This window comes from Gimesia benthica (assembly GCF_009720525.1).
GTDB lineage: Bacteria > Planctomycetota > Planctomycetia > Planctomycetales > Planctomycetaceae > Gimesia > Gimesia benthica.
Window position 1 is genome coordinate 5,735,555 of the sequence record NZ_CP043930.1, and the last position, 18,996, is coordinate 5,754,550.

Consider the following 18,996-nt stretch of genomic DNA (forward strand, 5'->3'; position numbering starts at 1 on the left):
TCTGTTGTGTTTTGATCCAATATTTCAAGGTTTTAATCGATGAGTCGCACATCCTGGAAAGTAATGATGATTACTCCATTCAGACTGAGTGCACTACTGGTGCTGCTGTGCTCGACCGGACTGCCTCTGGCAACTCGTTCCGTGGTCGCCGGCGATAAAGACTCCGTAGAATATGTCATGCACGGTGATGCGGACATGTCCGGTGAGGAATACATGAATGATCCCGGTCTGTTCTCCGGCATGCATACTTATTCCCGCTCGCTCGTCCGACAGTTGCCTGTAGATCGCGGATGGGCTTATGACTCGCCGATCGATAAACAGATCGGAAATATGTTTAAGTCTTCCAAGCTCAAACTGGAATATCTGCACTGGTCGTTAAAAGGGCCGGATGACGTACTGCTGGGAACTCCCATCCTGGGAGTAACCGATTCGACTCAGCCCAATTCGGTGTTTGACCGGTCGACCGGGATTGCCCGTGGCGATGGGGTTGAACTGGATTACAACGATCAGTCCATGGATACTAACGGTATGCGGGCCGCACTGGAATTCGCTCTGCCGGAAGGTAGCCTGGAGTGGAATGTCTGGGGCATCTTCAAAAATAAATCGATTCGTCCCACCGACAGCGTTTTTGCCACCCAGTTGAACTCCGTTCCCGATGATGATCTGGTCGTCGTGACGAACTTCAAAATCAACGGAGCGCCTGCTTCGAACACCAACGTGTATGACACCAGCTATACCATCAATCTGGACACCCAGATGGCTGGTACCGGAATCAACTATTTCATGGATCCGCACCTGCCCGGCGATGGATTCCGCCTGCAGCCGATGTTCGGTTTCCGCTTCATCGATTTACAGGAAACCATGAATCAGGTGGGAGTCGATTCCGGCGGCGGAATTGGTCTGCCCCGGACAACGACGATCTACTCCAAAACCGAGAACCGGGTCTTTGGTCCCAGCATCGGTGCCCGTACCGAATTCAAGCATAGCCGCTTCTCCATCGGAGCTGAGCCTAAATTTACCTTTGGTTTCAACCGGAATACAAACCAGGTCGCGACCGAACAGCTGTTCCAGCCTTCGGATCCCCGGATTGTCACCGTCGATAAAAACAACGAGTTCTCACCGACATTCCAGATCTCTTTGTACGCCAAAGTGAATGTGAATGAGCACTTCCGTTGCTTCGTCGGCTACGACTACCTGTTCGTCGGTCAGATCTCACGTGCCTTCAATATCATCGACTACAATGAAGATCGTACCGCAGCTAACCCCGCCGTCGGTACCCGGGTTCGCGATGACAACAGCAAGTTCTCTGCTGATGGTATCACCGCCGGTATCGAACTGGTCTGGTAATCAGGATTTGCGAACGACCGTCGCTGTTGTGTGACGTTTCTCGGGCTTCCGAATCTGGTAGCCCGTGCTGGCAGCAAAAGCCTGGTAGATTCGGTCCGCCTGATCAGCGTGCAGCTGATTCGCATGGGCGTGCAGCAGAAAACGAAAGGTCAACGGAGACTGGCGCGTCGTTTCCAGTGGCCCGTGCATGCAGGGCGCAGCTCCCATCCAGCCATCCTCGCGGACATGCCAGCAGACCGGCTTCTCCGTCCCCGCCACCGGATTATCAGGATGGAAGAAATAAGTGATTCCCTCCGTGACTTCGGGAGTCACCGGGCCGGAATAGTCCATCCAGTTCGCCGGTTTACCAAAGATATTTTTTTCCCCGACCTGTCCGGTACTGCTGGTGATCGTCCCGGCTCCGAAGTAGCTCGAAATCGAACGCGCCACCCGTACCGCGAGAAATCCAAAATTGGTTTTCTGGAATTCAAGAGTTGCTGCCGTGGGATGAAACGTGGTCTGCAGTTCCAGGAACAGCTCGTCTGCTTCATTCGTCCTGACGGCGGCGATCAGTTCCTGTCTCAGCAGGGGGGCCGGATTGTGGCCATCAATCCAGTCCAGTTCGACCGCCAGGATCGCTTCTGCGTCGGTCTCATCAATACTGATCCAGCGCTTCTGCCGGATGGTCGCTCCCGTATTCTCCGCCCAGAAGTTAATCCCCAGCACCTGATGATGGGCGAACCAGACCGAACGGTGGTGATCATGGTTCGGCGCCCCTGGATGTCCGATCCTCGTTAAAGGAACTCCCGCTGGCCCCGTAAGCGGATAAAAGAAGGGACGTGAATATTCAGGAGAGTGATGCCACCTGAGCCGCTCCTTCCCTTTGATCTGAAACGCGAACTGAAAATCAGGGAGCGGAACAATCTGGCAGTCGGGAAACAGCTGGCTCATACCGGAGATCCTGTCAAAAGCATTCTCGGTTCTGTCTGATCAAAACTGCCTTCAGCATACGAGTTACTTCAGGCAGTGTAAAGCAGCACGAATTCCTGACGAAAATCAGCTCATCGGCCAGACAATTGACAGCAGAACCGTGGTTGCCAGACTGGTGCATCCCAGTACGAGCAATAAAGGTGTCCATGATTTGAGGGCCTCTTCTTCTGTGAGACCACTCATCTTACAGAAAATCCAGAAGCCACTGTCGTTCATCCAGGAACCGATCAGCGAACCTGCACCGATGGCGGTCGCCAGGTAAACCGGATCGAAGCCCAGCATTTCGGAATTGACATTCATCGTCGCCAGCATGGCGGATGTTGTAATCATCGCCACGGTACTCGAACCCTGGGCGACTTTGAGCAGTGCTGCAATGCCGAAACCGAGAATCAGAAAGCTCATGCCGGCTACTTGCGTTTCTTCGGTGCTGAACATGCCCTGAATCGCCGGACCAATCTGAGCGACGGTCAGCATCTTTCCGAAGGCACCGCCTCCGGCTGTGATCAGAATAATCACGCCCCCACTCATCAGGGCTTCCTCAACCGTGGCTCCCAGTTTGAGCAGTGTCAGATCGCGTTGTCTGAAGAGAATGATCAGCGAAATCGCTGTCGCGACCAGCAGGGCGAAGTTGGCGTCACCGATAATCGAAGTAAAAGGACTGACACTGGTCAGGAATGCCTGGGGACCGACGCCGCCGGCCAGCAGGGAGTTGACCAGGGTGTTGGCCGTGATCATCAGAACGGGCAGGACAATCGGTAACAGTGAAACAACCAGGGAAGGGAGTTCTTCCTCTTTGAGGGGATCAGGTTCAGAATGTTCGGCGACTTCCCGCATGGGGATGTCCATTTTTTTATTGGCGAACATGCTGAAGAAGATCCCCACAAAAGCAGCCGGTAATGCGACCAGGGCGCCTACGAAGATCATCTTACCCAGGTCGACGCCCAGGTTGTCGGCCATCGCCAGTGGTCCGGGGGTCGGGGGAACCAGCGTATGTGTGATCGCCCCCCCGGCGGCAATCGCCATCACATACATCAGGTAATTTCGTTTAGTGCTGCGATACAGCGAACGGGCCAGCGGAATCAGCAGGTAGAACACCGTATCAAAGAAGACAGGCACCGCCAGCACGAAGCCACTTCCCATCAGCGCAAAGGAGGCGTTCTTTTCCCCCATCACCTTGAGAAAGGTACGGACAATCCGGTCCGCGGCGCCGCTGTCCATCATACATTTACCAATAATCGCAGCCAGCGCAATCACGATCCCGATCCCCGAGACCGAGTCGCCAAAGGCGATCGCCACTCGTTTCATGCGGTTGATCCCATCTGCAGACGCGGGGCCCAGCAGGCTGACGACCATGGCTGCCGTGATCAACGCCAGAAAGGCGTTGATTTTCAGAAAGATGATCATGCCAATCACAGTGGCGATGCCGATCGCCAATATGACAAAGGGGTAGTTTTCCAACATAAGCGCTTCTCCGGGAAAATCTTAGGCGTATATCGTGAGTGCTAACGAGCATTACAAAGATTGATGCACGACGCAACCCAGTCTACGCGAGAAAACAGAGAGGCTGATTTAGTGAAAAAGGTTAAGAAAAGGTTGCTTTCACAGACCTGCTGCTTGGTGTAGGATGAATCTGCTTCGTGTTCCTCCCTGATACTGCAGAAAAGGAAGATCTCCCATGACCGTGCTCACCTGGTGTCGTCTGTTGAAATGTCTGCTGTTGATCTGCATCTTCGTCTGGGGGATGGGAGCACAGAATGCACTGCAGGCGGAGATCTCGGTGGATGAAGCACAACAGGCAATGCGTCGCGCGACAGACTACTTCACCACTCAGGTCTCGACCGAGGGCGGCTATCTCTGGCACTACAGTCGGGATCTGAAATACCGGGAAGGCGAAGGCCGTGCCCGCGATACCATGGTCTGGGTGCAACCTCCGGGAACGCCCACGGTGGGAGCAGCTTACCTCGAAGCATATCAGAAAACCGGTCAAGCCTATCTCCTGAAAGCAGCCCGGGCTGCCGGCGAAGCCCTGATTAAAGGGCAACTCAAATCCGGGGGCTGGAACTATTACATCGATTTCGAACGCCGGGCTCAGATGCAGTATCGCATTGACGGAGGTGGTCCCAAGGTTCGAAACACAACGACCTTCGACGACAACACCTCGCAAGCAGCACTCCACTTTTTAATTCTGCTGGATCAGGAGCTGAAGTTCAAAGACGAAGCCGTGCATGGCGCCGTGATGTATGCCCTGGATGCCTTTTTAAAAGCGCAGTATCCCAACGGAGGCTGGCCACAGCGCTACGATGAATTTCCCGATCCCCAAGACTATCCCGTGCTCAAAGCCAGCTATCCGGAAAGCTGGTCGCGTACGTTCCCCAAAAAGAAATACCTCAACTATTACACGTTCAACGACAATACCATTGAAGATCTGGTCAATGTGATGTTCCTGGCGCATCACGTCTACCAGGACGACCGCTATCGTGAAGCGGCTCTGAAAGCGGGAGACTTTATCCTCCTGGCGCAGATGCCCGAACCACAGCCGGCCTGGGCACAGCAGTACAATCAACAGATGCAGCCGGCCTGGGCGCGCAAATTCGAACCACCGGCGGTCACCGGAGGCGAGTCGCAGGGCATCATCAAAACCCTGATGCAGATTTACATTTATACTGGCGACAAAAAGTATCTGGCACCGATTCCCAAAGCACTGGCTTATCTGAAGAAGTCAGAACTGCCCGGGGGGAAGCTGGCCCGCTTTTATGAGTTGAAAACCAACCGGCCGCTCTACTTCACTAAGAAATATGAACTGACCTACAAAGACAACGATCTGCCGACCCACTATGGTTTCATCATCGATTCCAAAGTCGATTCACTCGAAAGCCGTTATGAAAAACTGCTGAAGGCATCGCCTGAAAAACTCAAGTCGCAGCAGTTCCCGCAACGTCGTCTGCGCTTAACACCTTCGCTGGCTGCGCGGGCACAGTCTGTGGTCAACGCGTTGAACAAAGACGGCGCCTGGCTCATCCAGGGAGACATCCGCAGCGCCGATCTCGACAATGTGCCCATCATCGACACGCGGGTCTTTGTCCGCAATCTCTCGACGCTGTCCGAATTCATCGCCGCCAGTCAACAGGATTGAATCAGGCGTGCTCGGCTACGATCTGCATCCGTTCCAGACCTACCTGAGCCACCTGCAGCGGATCCTGTTGCCAGAGATCTTCGCGGAACAGTTCCAGTGAGAGCCAGCCCTCGTAACCAATCTGCTTCAGCAGACGGCAGTAATGCACCAGGTCCAGGTGCCCGTCGCCGGGGAGGACGCGGTCTGGATCCATCTGGGTTTCGCGAGGCAGGGTATCGACGGCATCATTGAAATGGGAAATCGCGATCTGCTCGGGCTTGAGTTGTGCGATGGTCTCCATGGAACCACCTCCCCGGAATACATGAAACGGATCGAGCACGAGGGTTGCTGCGGGATGTCCTGATTTCTCGACCACCCGTAATGCGTCTTCAATCGTGGTGACATCAGCGACGAAGCCCAGAAACTCAACCGCTGGCTTCGCACCGGCTTCGATACCCGCTTCCAGCAACTCACGATACCGTTTCGCACCCAGGTCGTAGTCCGGATTCTTATCGCGATGCGGGCAGGCAATCACATATTCGGCCCCCAGTTGAGAGGCCAGCTTGATGCGATCCAGGCAGGTCTGAAATACACGCGGATACTCTTCCTCTGTCGCTGACCACCAGTCGCGTAACATGATCATCGTGGGGACCGCCAGTCCGCCATCTTTGAGAGCCTGCGAGATTGTTTCCAGTTTTCCTCCCTCAGCCAGGTACTGTTCGACTTCATCAAACCAGAGTTCGATTCCCCCGTATCCCGCTTCGGCAGTGACGCGGATTTTATCGAGCAGTGGTGTGGTACGGATCGTACTGGCGTTCAGGCTGAAGCGGAAGGGGCTCATGAAGAAGTTCCTCGCAGAGAAAAACGGGGAGATTGGGTTATCGATCTGCTGGAATCTGGCGTAAGAACTCCAGCCTGTTGAATTTCGTAACAGACGTCTACAACGCATTTTGCAATAATCACGCGCGAGGATCAACTCAGGACAGCGAAACGAATGCTTCCTCGACGGCGGGGGCAAAATCGGTCACAATAGACGGACTAATACAGACTCGTCACGATTCTCTCGAGGAAATGTTCCGAAACCGGTTGAAAGTTCTCTTAGATGCATGTGTCGCGATTGGAATGGAAGCCGAATTCTCTACTCTGGCTCTGCCTGCTGCTCCCGGGCTGTGATACAGACGCGGCGCCCCCGCGCGCCGCTGAAGAATCTGAGATCGTCGTTACCAGTGAACCTGCTGTCTCGACGGCTTCCACGGAATCACAGCAGCAACCACAGGCTCCTCAGATAAAAACGGAGAAAACAAAAACGGAGACTGACCCGGACAAGGCATCTGGCGAACCTCAACCCGTATCACCTATGCAAAACGCTGAGCAGAAAGTGTATCGCCCCAGCGATCAACGTCCCCTGCACAACAATCAGCGTCTGGCGCTGTTGGGCATCGAGTGTTATGAATCGTCGCATCTGAAACTTTATACGGACATCGATCCGGAACAGGCGAAAAAACTACCGGCCGTACTTGAACAGGCTTATCCGGCACTGCAAAAGTATTTTGGTCCGTTACCCCCCAATCGGGAAGGCACTGAGTTTCAGGTCACCGGCTATATCATGCAGGACCGGGAACGATTTGAGAAAGCAGACTTGATTCCGGGGTTGCTGGCTCAGATTATCAACGGGCGTCATCAGGGGGCCCAGTTCTGGATGAACGCGCAGACCGAGGAATACTATCTCAAGCATCTCATGCTGCACGAATACACGCACTGTTACAGCATGATCATGGAAGACATCAGCGCGCCCGTCTGGTACCTGGAAGGCATCGCGGAATCGATGGCGACACACCATGTCGGCGCGGATGGGAAAATTCAGTTTAATGTGATGCCTCATAATAAGAACGATTTTGGCGGTCTGGGACGGATCTCATTAATCCAGGATGCCGTAAAAAGTGCGCCCCCCAGAACGATGCTGGAAGTGATGCAGCTGGGTCCCGACGATTTTGTCGATGCGAATGCATCCTATGCCTGGTCGTGGGCCCTGAGTCAGTTCTTTGACAAGCATCCCCAGTATCAGGCTGAGTTCCGTAAACTGGCGCGGCAGATGCAGGGCTCCGGGTTCACAGAAAAAATAAAAGCGATGATCGGTCCCGATTTGCTTGCCGCCAATGATGCCTGGCTGCTGTTTGTTCGCAATCTGCAGCCCGGCTATGATTCCGAACGGGCCATGATCACGTTTCAACCAGGTAAGGACCTCGTGATAGACGCTTCGGTCACACAGGAAATCACCAGCGACCGAGGCTGGCAGTCGAGTGGCGTACATGTGACCCGCGGGGAGACGTATTCAGTGTCTGCGACCGGAATGTTTACACTCGCGCAGAAACCCAAACCCTGGCAGAGTACAGCGGACGGGATTACGTTTCAATATTTTAATGGACAACCACTGGGTCGACTGTTGATGATGGTCCGCCCCGATCCAGGCAATGATCCCACACGTATGCAGACTCTGCTACGGGTCTATCCCCAGGGATCTCAAGCAACCTGGATGGCCCCGGCGACCGGTACGCTTTATTTCCGCTTAAACGATGCGTGGGACTCACTCGACAATAATGAGGGAGCGGTTCAAGTCACCGTTACCAGGCAGCCTCAGCCGCAGAGTAACACTGCCAGACAGTAGCGCAATCTTGCGGCTCCTCGTTGAGCGGGGTATGCTCGATATAATTCGTGGTTGATGTATCATCCAACTTGAGCGAGAACAGGAGCAGGCATGTCGCAATCAGAATCCGGGAACGTGGTTCCCTCGAATGAAACAACACGCAGAACCTTTTTGCAGCAGACCTCTGCCACCCTGCTGGCCGGTTCCGTCTTGCAGCCGCTGGCTGGATTCGCTGGCGAAGAAAAGAACTCCGGCAAACAGGCCCGCATCAAAAAAGCGGTCAAATATCAGATGATTACCGAGAAAATTCCGGTAATGGATAAATTCAAAATGCTCAAGGATCTGGGTTTCGACGGAACCGAGATTCATTACCGTACCAAGGTCGATCCTAAAGAAGTCCGTAAAGCCATCGACGCCACGGGAGTGCAGGTCCACGGCTTTCTGAACAGCAGCCGGGACGAACTCAAAGACTCAATCGATCAGGCCAAGTACTATGGTGGCACCAGTGTGCTGGTGGTGGCAGGACGAGTCGACCAGGATAATCCCTACGATGTCGTCTACAAGCAGCAGCAGGCCAAGCTGAGGAAACATCTGCCTTATGCAGAGAAGCAGGGCATTAAACTGCTGGTTGAAAATGTGTGGAATAATTTCCTGCTCAGTCCACTGGAAATGGCCCGCTTCATTGATGAACTGGAGAGCCCGGCGGCGGGCGTGTATTTCGATGTCGGGAATGTAGTCCGCTTCGGCTGGCCCGATCAGTGGATTCGCATCCTGGGGCCCCGCATCGTCAAACTCGATATCAAAGAATACAGTCGCGCAAAACAGAAGGATGAGGGGCTCTGGAAAGGGTTTCAGGTTGAAATCACCGAGGGAGACTGCAACTGGCCCGAAGTCCGTCAGGCGCTTAAGGATATCGGCTATACACAGGGCTGGGCCACCGCGGAAGTCAAAGGCGGAGATCGCCAGAGATTACAGGATATTTCCGAACGCATGGATCGCGCTCTTGATCTTGCCTGAGGCTGCGTTGATAATAATTAAAGATCGTTAAGTAGCTCCGGTTGCCGACGATTGTCCTCATACTTCCTGCCTGATTACGGATTCATTGCACCTCGGTCTACTGAGTCCCACGTACTCTATCATTGCTGAAATCGAACGAAAGGTCTTTCTGATGCCCGAAAACGCCTCACCACAGCAGCCTTCTCAAGGACGCCGCACATTCATGAAACAATCACTGGCCACGCTGGCGACAACCGGGCTGGTTGTGAACCCCGCATTGACCTCGGGCGCATTTGCGGCCAGTACCGAACTGATCAAAGTCGGTCTCGTCGGCTGTGGTGGTCGTGGAACAGGGGCAGCGGCTCAGACTCTGCGTGCTGATCCCAATGTGGAACTGGTGGCACTCGCAGATGCATTCGGCGATCAACTGGAACAGAGCTATCAGAACCTGAAGAAGACCGAAGTTCAGGATCGGGTCAAAGTCGATGCAGAACACAAATTCGTTGGCTTCGACGCCTACCAGAAACTGATTGATTCCGGCGTGGACCTGGTGCTGCTGGCAACACCTCCCCACTTCCGTCCACAACACTTGAAAGCCTGTATCGATGCCGGCAAGCACGTCTTCTGTGAGAAACCAGTCGCCGTCGATGCTCCCGGGATTCGTTCCGTGCTCGAGACCACCAAGGAAGCCAAGCGGAAAAACCTGACCATCGTTTCCGGTCTGTGCTGGCGTTACGAAACCGGAATGCAGCAAATGGTCGATAAAATTCATAATGGCGGTATCGGAGACATTGTCTCCATGCAGAGCATCCGCTACCTGGGCGGCGTTGCCAAAATGGCCAAACGCAAACCCGAATGGTCCGACATGGAATACCAGATGCGGAACTGGTACTACTACACCTGGCTGTCCGGCGATTTCAACACCGAACAGTTCGTTCACGAACTGGATAAACAATCCTGGGTCATGGGCGAATATCCTGTGAAGTGCTACAGTACAGGCGGTCGCCAGACACGGACTGCACCTGAGTACGGTCACATCTACGACCACTTCAGCACGGTTTACGAATACGCCAACGGAACCAAGTTCCTGGCTTCTACCCGGCATCAGCAGGGCTGCAGTTCGATGTTTGTAGATACCGTTTCCGGAACGGAAGGCACCGCGACACTGATGAAATACCAGATCGAAGGCAAGAACCCCTGGAAAGGGGCCCGCCGACGTACCAACATGCATCAGCTGGAACACAACGAAATGTACAAAGCCCTGCGGAATGGTGAAGTCATCAACAACGGTGAGTACATGGCTAACAGCTCCATGATGGGGATCATCGCCCGCATGTCAGCCTATACCGGCAAGACCCTCACCTGGGAACAGGCGATGAACTCCAAAGAAGATCTCTCGCCGGAGAAATACGATATGGCTATGTCACTCCCCGAGCCCCCCGTGGCCATGCCGGGTGTGACTCCATTCGTCTAAGTCTCCTGTTAACTGATTAACGACAAACTGAAACAACCGGCGTGTGTGTCACATCCCGGTTGTTTTTCATTTAATGACCGGAGTTTTCACAACTGACAATCAATACGGTTTCTAATCGGAGGAAGTGATGAAGTCGCTCGCTCATTCGCTTTTGCTGCTGGGATTATGTGCCCTGATGGTGCTTGCACCATCCGCCGCGCGGAGGTCTGCCGCACAACAGACGGTCGCAGACAAACAGGCGCCCCGCCTGACGCTCTCCCGTGAAAAGAACATGTTGTACATTCACGGGGACCACATTCCGGGAGGCACGATTCCGATTAATTATCTGGAAGCCTATTGTCGCGCCGGTTCGACGGATGCGGACTGGGGAAAACATACGGTCGTCAAGCATGAAACTCAAACGATCGATCTGAACGATGACCGGAGCGTGCTCAAACTGAAATGCACGGTCGCTGATGGCATTACCGTGGAGCACACGATCACGGCGAAATCAGACGAAGTCGATTTTCAACTCGTGGCTCACAATCCGACGCAGGTACGTTCCGAAGTGCACTGGGCCCAACCCTGTATCCGTGTCGGAGAATTCGCCGGACTCGGAGCTGAGCAGACAGACGACAAATATGCATACATCAGAAAGTCGTTTATCTTTCTCGATGGAAAGCCGGCCTTCATGCCGACCCGCAACTGGGCGACGACAGCACGTTACATACCGGGCCAGGTCTGGTGTCCGGCGAATGTACCCCGCACGGATGTGAATCCGCGGCCTCTCAGCAGTGAAGTTCCGAGCAACGGTCTGATCGGCTGCTACAGCGCCGATGATCGCTGGATCTTCGCGACCGCCTTTGAGCCTTACCAGGAACTGTTCCAGGGGGTGATTCGCTGTCTCCACGCTGATTTTCGTCTGGGTGGACTTCAACCGGGAGAAACTAAAAAGATTCGCGGCAAAATCTATATCGTGCCTGCTGACATGAACGCGCTGCTGAAACGCTACCAGAATGATTTCCCAGAGCACGCACAAAAACGTTGAACGTCGGTCAGCGGTTGACGGTTGTGATTTCGCTGACGCGCGTTTCCAGCTGTTCGGAATCGGCACTGGTAATTGTCACTTCGAATTCGCCATCGCCGTTACCGATGGCTTTGACCTGAATCGTATACCGCAGAAACGCATCCGCGGGCAGTTCCTGCACGGGGGAGACGCTTAACGTATTCTGATTCACTTCCGGTCGCAGATTCAGCTTCTGGTTCCCCTGGTGTGCTTCGACTGAGACCACGCGGAACATGCGGGGGATTTTCGCCTGCAGCTGAATTCCCCGCGCCGGCTGCAATCCACGATTTTCGATGCTGACTTCATAAGTCGTCTCTTCACCACGGGCAATCGGATCTTTGGTGTCGCGAACATGCACGTCCAGGACTCCCTGCGTGGGAGTCACTTTCAGACACGCTGATGCCTGCTCGTCGGGAAGTTCCGGACTGCTGACATTCACACGCATGCAGGCAAACTCAGCGGCGACTTCACAATCAAACTCGACCTGCAACTGAACTCCCTCTCCCACACGAATCGTATCCAGCAGCCATTTCAACTGGCCACTTTCGCGCTCGGAACCGATAGACGCCTCTCGCGGGATCAATGACGCATCGTAGGAGACCGTCACCAGAACATTCTTAAGGTCGACGTTATTGACGTTAGAGAGCTTGATGATGTACTCAGCGCGACTGCCTATGGTGCGCGTTGAAGGACCAATCACAGACAGTTCCAGCTGCTTCTTGACGTACTCGACGCAGACCGATTTCCAGACCAGTTCTTCGCCTTCAGCGATCGCGCGGAAGCGACAGCAGTGGTTGCCCAGAGCGTCGCTGTAAAGTGTCAGATTGATTTCTTTGGACTCACCCGGCTGCAGCGTTCCCAGTCGTTGCCCGATTTTCTTTTCTCTACGACCTGGAAAGAGTAGGGCGGAATCGAACTCGCATTCCAGAATCACATTTCGCACAGACTGATTGCTGGTGTTTTTCACGATCAGGTAGAACGTGGCACCGCTGCCCAGTTGTCGTTTGGGAATGACATCAACCGTCATTTCCAATGGCCCCACCTGTGCCGGCGGAGTCATCATCGGTCCGGAGGGACGCTGCGGCGTCGTTTCGGGTTTGGAACGCATCTGGGGCTGAGGCATCTCTATCCGCGGACGGGACGGTATATCTTCAGGCAGATCACGAGGTTGTGGCGGCTGATTGCGGTCAATCGATTCGGGGACTGCAAACATATCGTTATCTGGTGGTGCAGGCGGTTCCTGTTTCTGGGGAATCGTCTGCTGCGGACCGATACGTTGTGTTTCTCGTGACTGGGTATTAGGCGTTGTGGGCTGGGGACTGTTGAGTGGCTGATTTTGAGGATCCAGCGGTGGTGGATCGGTCAACTTCCAGGACGCACGCTGACTGGGCGCAAAGGCGGTGCAGGCTGTCAGTGACAGAGTCAGCACCAGCAGCATTCCTGAAGTCATTCTCAAAATTGGCCGATTCACAATGCCCGGCATGAATAATCCTCTTACATTCAAAAGAAACGGATTCCATTCAAAGTTTATCACGCAAACTTAAGTGCAACAGGCAGACAATTGGCAGTTTTTTTAAATAGTAAGAGCGAGAATTCAGACCTGAAAACAGCGGTCAAACAGCAGAATCCACTTTCAGAGACTTTGTCGCTTTTAAGGATGAATCCAGCCACACAATCAACAGTTCCAGCACTGTTTGACTGATAGAGTGAGGCAAGCCAAAACAGAAGGAATTCAGCGAGATCAACAGTAGTTTCAATTAACAAAACCTGTCAGAGTTTTTAGACTGAGGAATTAGTGCGCTTCCTCTCGGCAATACCCCTGATAACGGATATCTGGTCCGGCGTGCTTCGTCTCTGCGTCTGAAATCAGACTGAATTGAATCGAATCTGGCATGTTATCGACCGTTTTTGTCTCCGAATATCTCTGTAGTGGCGGCTGCCCACTGGCGGAATCTGAGCCCACCCTGCTGGCAGAGGGGACTGCGATGCTGGAAGCGGTTCTCTCTGATCTGTTGCAGATTCCCGGTATTCAGGTCCGGACGTGCGTACAACCGGGACTGCTGACCGCTCCGGAATTTCAGCAGGCGGAACAGGAGCAGCGACTTTACATCCAGCGCGTGAATCAACCTGAGGCTGAACCGGAGTATTTCCGTCAGGCCTCTCAGCAGGCCGATCTGGTCTGGGTGATTGCCCCCGAATTTGATGATCTACTACTGACGAGAACCCGCTGGGCCGTGGAAACCGGAGCCTGTGTGCTGGGGCCCGACCCAACTACGATTCAGTTGACTTCCGATAAGTGGCAGCTCTATCAGGTATTGCAAAGAGCGGGCATCCCCACAATTGAGACCGCATTGCTGAGTGAAGCAGCCGAGCTTCCCACCCGCTTTCCCTGTCTGGTCAAACATCGCTGGGGAGCAGGCGGTATGGGGTTACTGCGATTCAACCAACCGGAGGAGTGGCACAACTGGTTTGCTGGGAAACAGGCAGGTACAGCTGACTTGATCTGGCAGCCCTGGCTGGAAGGAAAATCACTTTCTGCAGCGGCTCTGATTCAGGACGCACGCTGTCAACTGTTACCGATCGGTGAACAGACTCTCTGTTGGGAACCCCGGTTTCTCTACCAGGGAGGGCGGATTCCCGCGCGACTGGAACCTGACGCTATATCCGCGATTCAGGAGTTAATCTCTCAGACCTGTGATCTGCTCCCCGGACTTGCGGGATACGTGGGCTTTGATATTCTGTTGCCTGACCGGGCACCGCAGGCACCTGTGCTCGTGGAAATCAATCCGCGGCTGACGACCGCTTATACCGGTTATCGACGGTTAACTCCCGATAATCTGGCTGCATGGGTAACAGGTTTCTCTGCGGGACCGTCCAATCTGAAGTGGAATTTAGAGCAAGCTGTGTCCTTCCAACCTGATGGAAGTTTCCAACGGCTTTCATAAATCAGAGAAAGACATGTGATGTATGTAATCGGTCTGGATGTGGGCGGTGCGAATCTGAAGGCGGCGGACTGCGACGGGAAAGCGCACTCCGTCCCGTTCCCGCTCTGGAAGACACCGGAATTGTTAGCAGACGCTTTGCGAGAGCTGCTGACCAATTTTTCACGCCCCGACCTGGTCGCGGTAACAATGACCGGCGAACTGGCAGACTGTTTTGCAACGAAAGCCGCAGGCGTGGATCAGATCCTGTCTGCCATCGAAGCCGCGGTAACGCCGGCTCCGGTCATCGTCTGGTCGACGGGAGCCGAGTTTATCACGACTGACATCGCCCGCGAATATCCTTTACTGGCAGCAGCAGCGAACTGGCATGCTCTGGCGAGCTGGGTCGGGCGGATGGTTCAGGAACGGGGGGGCTGCTGATCGATATCGGCTCGACAACGACCGACATCATTCCGCTGGAACAGGGCTTTCCCGTGCCGGCAGGGCTGACGGATGTAGAACGGCTGCTCTCAGGGGAGCTGGTTTACACTGGGGGCCGACGAACGCCGCTCGCCATGCTTTCGAATTTCGTACCGTTACGAGATCAGCAGTGTCCCCTGGCTGCGGAGAGCTTCGCGACGACCCTCGACTTATACCTGTTACTGAACATGCGACCCGAGGATGCGGCCGACCTGGATACCGCCAACGGCCAGCCGGCAACCCGGGAAGTAGCCGAGATTCGCCTGGCGCGTTCCGTCTGCTGCGATTTAACAGAAATTTCAACAGAAGAAGTACAGCAGATGGCGGAATGGCTGGCGGAGCGTCACCAGCACCAGATCCACAGGGCCATCGACCAGGTACTGGCTCGCACCACGGAGCCGATCGCAGCGGTACTCATCAGTGGAAGTGCCGTTTTTTTAGCCGAAAAGATCGTCAAATCTCATCCGGTGCTCAGCCAGACCCGCTTGACGAACGTAGCGGGAATCTTTGATGCTTCCGTCGCTGATGCCGCCTGTGCATTCGCAGTGGCCCGCCTGGCGGCTGAGCGTGTTCAGATGAAGGAATGAAAGTACACCTGCTGAGGAATTCCCTCCATGGTATGCAGTAACTGATTCGGTAAAGCACTGTCATCACAAAGTTTGCGGCTAGACAGCTGGGGCAGAATCGCACTGCTGAACTTCGAGAGATCCGCGAAACGTGGTTGACTCATTTTCAAGACTTGTGATATCTTTCGGCTCCCCTAAGTACCTGTCAGGTCTCATTCCTGCCGGTGGTTTCGCCATCGGTCCGGCTTGAGCCCATCCTTTTAATAAAATCAACGAATCCTGCAGACTGAAATCTCACGGACGGAGAGCAGTCTGACTGCTGGTGTCGCCAGACAGGTTTCTCAAATCAAAACGGTTTTCCCTCATCCAGCGACGGAGCGCGAGATTATGTGTGGAATTGTCGGCTATATTGGACATCGGCCAGCGGGCCCGCTGCTGATCAAAGGGCTTCAGAAACTGGAATACCGTGGCTATGACAGTGCCGGTGTCGCAGTCCACACGGGCAGCGAAATTGAGGTTCGTAAGAAAAAAGGGCGCGTCATGGAGATGGCGGCCCTGTATAAGTCGAGCCCGATCGAGGGCAGCGTGGGTATCGGACACACCCGCTGGGCCACACACGGCGAAACCAACGACCAGAATTCACATCCGCATGTCGGCGGAAACGGTGAAGTCATCATCGTGCATAACGGGGTGATCGAAAACTACGCATCCCTGCGGTCCAAGCTCCAGGCACTGGGCTATGTCTTCCGCACGACCACCGATTCAGAGACGATCGCGCACCTGCTCTCTCACCATCTGGAAGAACAGATCAAGCTGGGGGAGAGCCTGGATGATACGAATACGTACCTCAAGGCGGTAGAGAATACCCTATCCAAGCTGAAGGGAACCTACGGTCTGGTGATCCTGTTTCGGGAACTGCCCGATGTCATGATCGCCGCTCGTCTGGGCAGCCCCCTGGTGATCGGGGTCGGCAAGGGCGAACATTTTATTGCCAGTGATGCAAGTCCATTGATAGGTTATACCGAAGAGGTGATTTATCTTTCGGACCATGAAGTCGCTGTACTCACGCGGGATGAAGTCGAAGTCTTCCATCGGGATGAAGGTCAGCAGACACCCTCGATTCAGACACTCGATCAGGTCAGTGAAGATGCCGAGCTGGGTGACTTTGAACATTACATGCTGAAAGAGATCTTCGAACAGCCGCAGACGCTGGAAAATGCGATGCGGGGACGCATCGATGAAGATGAGGCGACCGCGAAATTCGGTGGTTTGAATCTCGATCCACAACAGCTGCGCAAGATCGATCGCGTGGTACTGACCGCCTGTGGCACCAGCTGGCACTCCGGTCTGGTCGGTGAATACCTGCTGGAAGAATTCGCACGGATTCCGACGGAGGTCGAATACGCGAGCGAACTGCGGTATCGCAATCCTCCCATGTCGGAAAACACGATGATCTTCGCCATCACCCAGAGTGGTGAAACGGCAGACACGCTGGCAGCGATGCGGGAATGTAAGCGCAAGGGACACCCCACGCTGGCCATCTGTAATGTCGTCGGTTCGACGATTGCCCGTGAAGCCGATGGCGGAATCTATCTTCACGCCGGTCCCGAAGTGGGAGTCGCGTCTACCAAGGCATTCACTTCCCAGGTAATGGTATTGATACAGCTGGCACTGTTTCTGGGACGCATGCGGCATTTGTCGTATCCTGCCGGTCGCCGGATTATTGACGCCATTCACCAGGTGCCCGATCAGGTACGCAAGTGCCTGGAATGTAATGATCTGGTCAAAGAGATCGCACAGAAGTACTGTAACTTCAACAATTTCCTCTATCTCGGCAGACTGTATAACTTCCCCGGTGCTTTGGAAGGTGCCTTGAAGCTGAAGGAAATCAGTTATATTCATGCAGAAGGATATCCGGCTGCTGAGATGAAGCACGGCCCGATTGCACTGGTGGATGAAGAGACCCCCAGTGTCTTCGTGGTGCCGCGGGGTCAGATTTATCCCAAGGTGATGAGCAACCTCGAAGAAGTAAAAGCACGGAAAGGTCCCGTCATTGCCATCGCCTGTGAAGGGGACCGCAAAATCGCCGACATCGCCGACGATGTGATTTATGTGCCGGATGTCGATGATTTCCTGCAACCGCTGGTGACTGCGATTCCACTGCAACTGCTGTCCTATCACATCGCAGTCCAGCGAGGCTGCAATGTCGACCGACCGCGGAATCTGGCCAAAAGCGTGACCGTGGAATAGGATTTCGCTGTAAAACAGGGGCATTCCTGTACAGAAAGTCCGATTTTTCAACTGTAGGGATTTGGTTTACTCTGCCGTTCGTCATAGAATACAGGTGCAGGGCTGCTGGAAAGCGACCTGCACCGTGTGGCGGAGTTATTCCGGTGATATGCTGACTCTCTGATGATTGTGAATTCGGGAGCAGGCTGCTGGACTCCGCTGCAGGAACAGATCTGTTCATCTCTGCTTTAGTGGTACCAAATTCAATGAAAGTCATTCTGGCAAATCCCCGCGGTTTCTGTGCGGGTGTAAATATGGCGATCGAATGTCTCGAAGAAGTCATTCGTATTTTCGGTAGCGAGATCTACGTCTATCACGAAATCGTCCACAATAAATACGTCGTCAATAAGTTTACCAGTCTGGGAGTTACCTTCGTCGATGCGGTGAGTGAAGTCCCGGAGAATTCGATTCTCGTCTTCAGTGCACACGGGGTGTCGCCCCAGATTCGCCAGGAAGCCCGCGATCGGAACATTCGCACGATTGATGCGACCTGCCCGCTGGTAACCAAAGTGCATACCGAAGCGATTAAATACGCTCAGTCTGGTTACAACATCATTCTTATCGGCCATGAAGGACACGATGAAGTCATCGGCACGATGGGCGAAGCGCCAGAGAGCATCACGCTGATCGAAACCCCGGAAGAGGTTGCCGATCTGTCATTCCCGGAAGATGCGAAACTGGCATATCTGACGCAAACCACTTTGAGCGTGGAAGAAGCTGGTCGGGTGATTCAGAGCCTGAAGCAGAAATACCCGCAGATCGAAAGCCCTCCCAAGGAAGACATCTGTTATGCCACGACCAATCGTCAGGAGGCGGTGACCGAACTGGTTCCCCGAGCCGACCTGGTACTGGTCCTCGGGAGCCAGAACAGTTCCAACAGCAAACGACTGATGGAGATCGGCAAGACGGTCGGCAAACCATCATATCTCATCGATGGGGTTCAGGAACTGAACCCGGAATGGCTGGAGGGTTGTGAGTCGATCCTGATTACTGCAGGTGCGAGTGCACCTGAAGTCGTCGTTGATGAACTGGTCACTCATTTAGCAGAAAAGTACCAGGCGGAAGTGGAGACAGCGACGATTCGTAACGAGTCCGTTCGCTTTCCTCTGCCTCGGGAACTGCGCGTCCTGGAAACATAAGACTCAGCAGTCGC

At 54.1% G+C, this 18,996-nt stretch carries 15 protein-coding genes; 11 read left to right on the forward strand and 4 right to left on the reverse strand.

From position 1 onward, the window contains the following. Positions 1-39 precede the first annotated feature (39 nt). The gene (locus F1728_RS22350; protein WP_155365926.1) at positions 40-1,347 is read left to right on the forward strand and encodes a BBP7 family outer membrane beta-barrel protein; all 1,308 of its coding nucleotides are present in this window, start codon (positions 40-42) and stop codon (positions 1,345-1,347) included. On the opposite strand, the gene F1728_RS22355 is transcribed toward F1728_RS22350, so the two are convergent. Both F1728_RS22355 and F1728_RS22360 read right to left on the reverse strand, forming a co-directional pair. Beyond that, positions 1,348-2,277 (reverse strand): DUF6807 domain-containing protein, encoded by a 930-nt coding sequence (locus tag F1728_RS22355; RefSeq protein WP_155365927.1) that lies wholly within the window; start codon positions 2,275-2,277, stop codon positions 1,348-1,350. Positions 2,278-2,382: 105 nt separating this feature from the next. Beyond that, positions 2,383-3,777 carry a GntP family permease gene (locus F1728_RS22360; RefSeq protein WP_155365928.1) on the reverse strand — a complete coding sequence of 465 codons (1,395 nt, stop codon included), beginning with the start codon at positions 3,775-3,777 and terminating at the stop codon, positions 2,383-2,385. A 214-nt stretch (positions 3,778-3,991) separates the two neighbouring features. Between F1728_RS22360 and F1728_RS22365 the strand changes: the two genes are divergently transcribed. Next, positions 3,992-5,449: a pectate lyase gene (locus F1728_RS22365; RefSeq protein WP_155365929.1), complete on the forward strand. Its 1,458-nt coding sequence runs from the start codon at positions 3,992-3,994 to the stop codon at positions 5,447-5,449. 1 nt (position 5,450) lies between these two features. Here the strand turns inward: F1728_RS22365 and F1728_RS22370 are convergent, their stop codons facing one another. Beyond that, complete coding sequence (locus tag F1728_RS22370) at positions 5,451-6,269, reverse strand: sugar phosphate isomerase/epimerase family protein (protein WP_155365930.1); 819 nt, start codon at positions 6,267-6,269, stop codon at positions 5,451-5,453. A 261-nt stretch (positions 6,270-6,530) separates the two neighbouring features. Here F1728_RS22370 and F1728_RS22375 point away from each other — a divergent pair, with 261 nt between their 5' ends. The 4 genes from F1728_RS22375 to F1728_RS22390 all read left to right on the forward strand — a co-directional run bounded on the left by F1728_RS22375 (position 6,531) and on the right by F1728_RS22390 (position 11,569). Further along, positions 6,531-8,093 (forward strand): hypothetical protein, encoded by a 1,563-nt coding sequence (locus F1728_RS22375; RefSeq protein ID WP_155365931.1) that lies wholly within the window; start codon positions 6,531-6,533, stop codon positions 8,091-8,093. Positions 8,094-8,183: 90 nt separating this feature from the next. Further along, positions 8,184-9,089 (forward strand): sugar phosphate isomerase/epimerase family protein, encoded by a 906-nt coding sequence (locus tag F1728_RS22380; protein ID WP_155365932.1) that lies wholly within the window; start codon positions 8,184-8,186, stop codon positions 9,087-9,089. 202 nt (positions 9,090-9,291) lie between these two features. Beyond that, complete coding sequence (locus F1728_RS22385) at positions 9,292-10,542, forward strand: Gfo/Idh/MocA family protein (protein ID WP_228030292.1); 1,251 nt, start codon at positions 9,292-9,294, stop codon at positions 10,540-10,542. A gap of 127 nt (positions 10,543-10,669) precedes the next feature. Further along, on the forward strand, positions 10,670-11,569 hold the full coding sequence (locus F1728_RS22390) for a hypothetical protein (protein ID WP_155365934.1): 900 nt from the start codon (positions 10,670-10,672) through the stop codon (positions 11,567-11,569). Positions 11,570-11,576: 7 nt separating this feature from the next. On the opposite strand, the gene F1728_RS22395 is transcribed toward F1728_RS22390, so the two are convergent. Next, positions 11,577-13,016, reverse strand: coding sequence for a COG1361 family protein (locus F1728_RS22395; RefSeq protein ID WP_155365935.1), 1,440 nt, complete (start codon positions 13,014-13,016; stop codon positions 11,577-11,579). A 463-nt stretch (positions 13,017-13,479) separates the two neighbouring features. Between F1728_RS22395 and F1728_RS22400 the strand changes: the two genes are divergently transcribed. The 5 genes from F1728_RS22400 to ispH all read left to right on the forward strand — a co-directional run bounded on the left by F1728_RS22400 (position 13,480) and on the right by ispH (position 18,982). Next, positions 13,480-14,532, forward strand: a complete 1,053-nt coding sequence (locus F1728_RS22400) for an ATP-grasp domain-containing protein (protein ID WP_155365936.1) — start codon at positions 13,480-13,482, stop codon at positions 14,530-14,532. Between the two features lie 18 nt (positions 14,533-14,550). Further along, the gene (locus tag F1728_RS22405) at positions 14,551-14,949 is read left to right on the forward strand and encodes a hypothetical protein (protein WP_155365937.1); all 399 of its coding nucleotides are present in this window, start codon (positions 14,551-14,553) and stop codon (positions 14,947-14,949) included. A gap of 35 nt (positions 14,950-14,984) precedes the next feature. Further along, on the forward strand, positions 14,985-15,575 hold the full coding sequence (locus F1728_RS22410) for a hypothetical protein (RefSeq protein ID WP_390644255.1): 591 nt from the start codon (positions 14,985-14,987) through the stop codon (positions 15,573-15,575). Positions 15,576-15,941: 366 nt separating this feature from the next. Then, positions 15,942-17,804 carry a glutamine--fructose-6-phosphate transaminase (isomerizing) gene (gene glmS / locus F1728_RS22415; protein ID WP_155365939.1) on the forward strand — a complete coding sequence of 621 codons (1,863 nt, stop codon included), beginning with the start codon at positions 15,942-15,944 and terminating at the stop codon, positions 17,802-17,804. 245 nt (positions 17,805-18,049) lie between these two features. Then, on the forward strand, positions 18,050-18,982 hold the full coding sequence (ispH, locus tag F1728_RS22420; protein WP_145442270.1) for a 4-hydroxy-3-methylbut-2-enyl diphosphate reductase: 933 nt from the start codon (positions 18,050-18,052) through the stop codon (positions 18,980-18,982). Positions 18,983-18,996 lie beyond the last annotated feature (14 nt).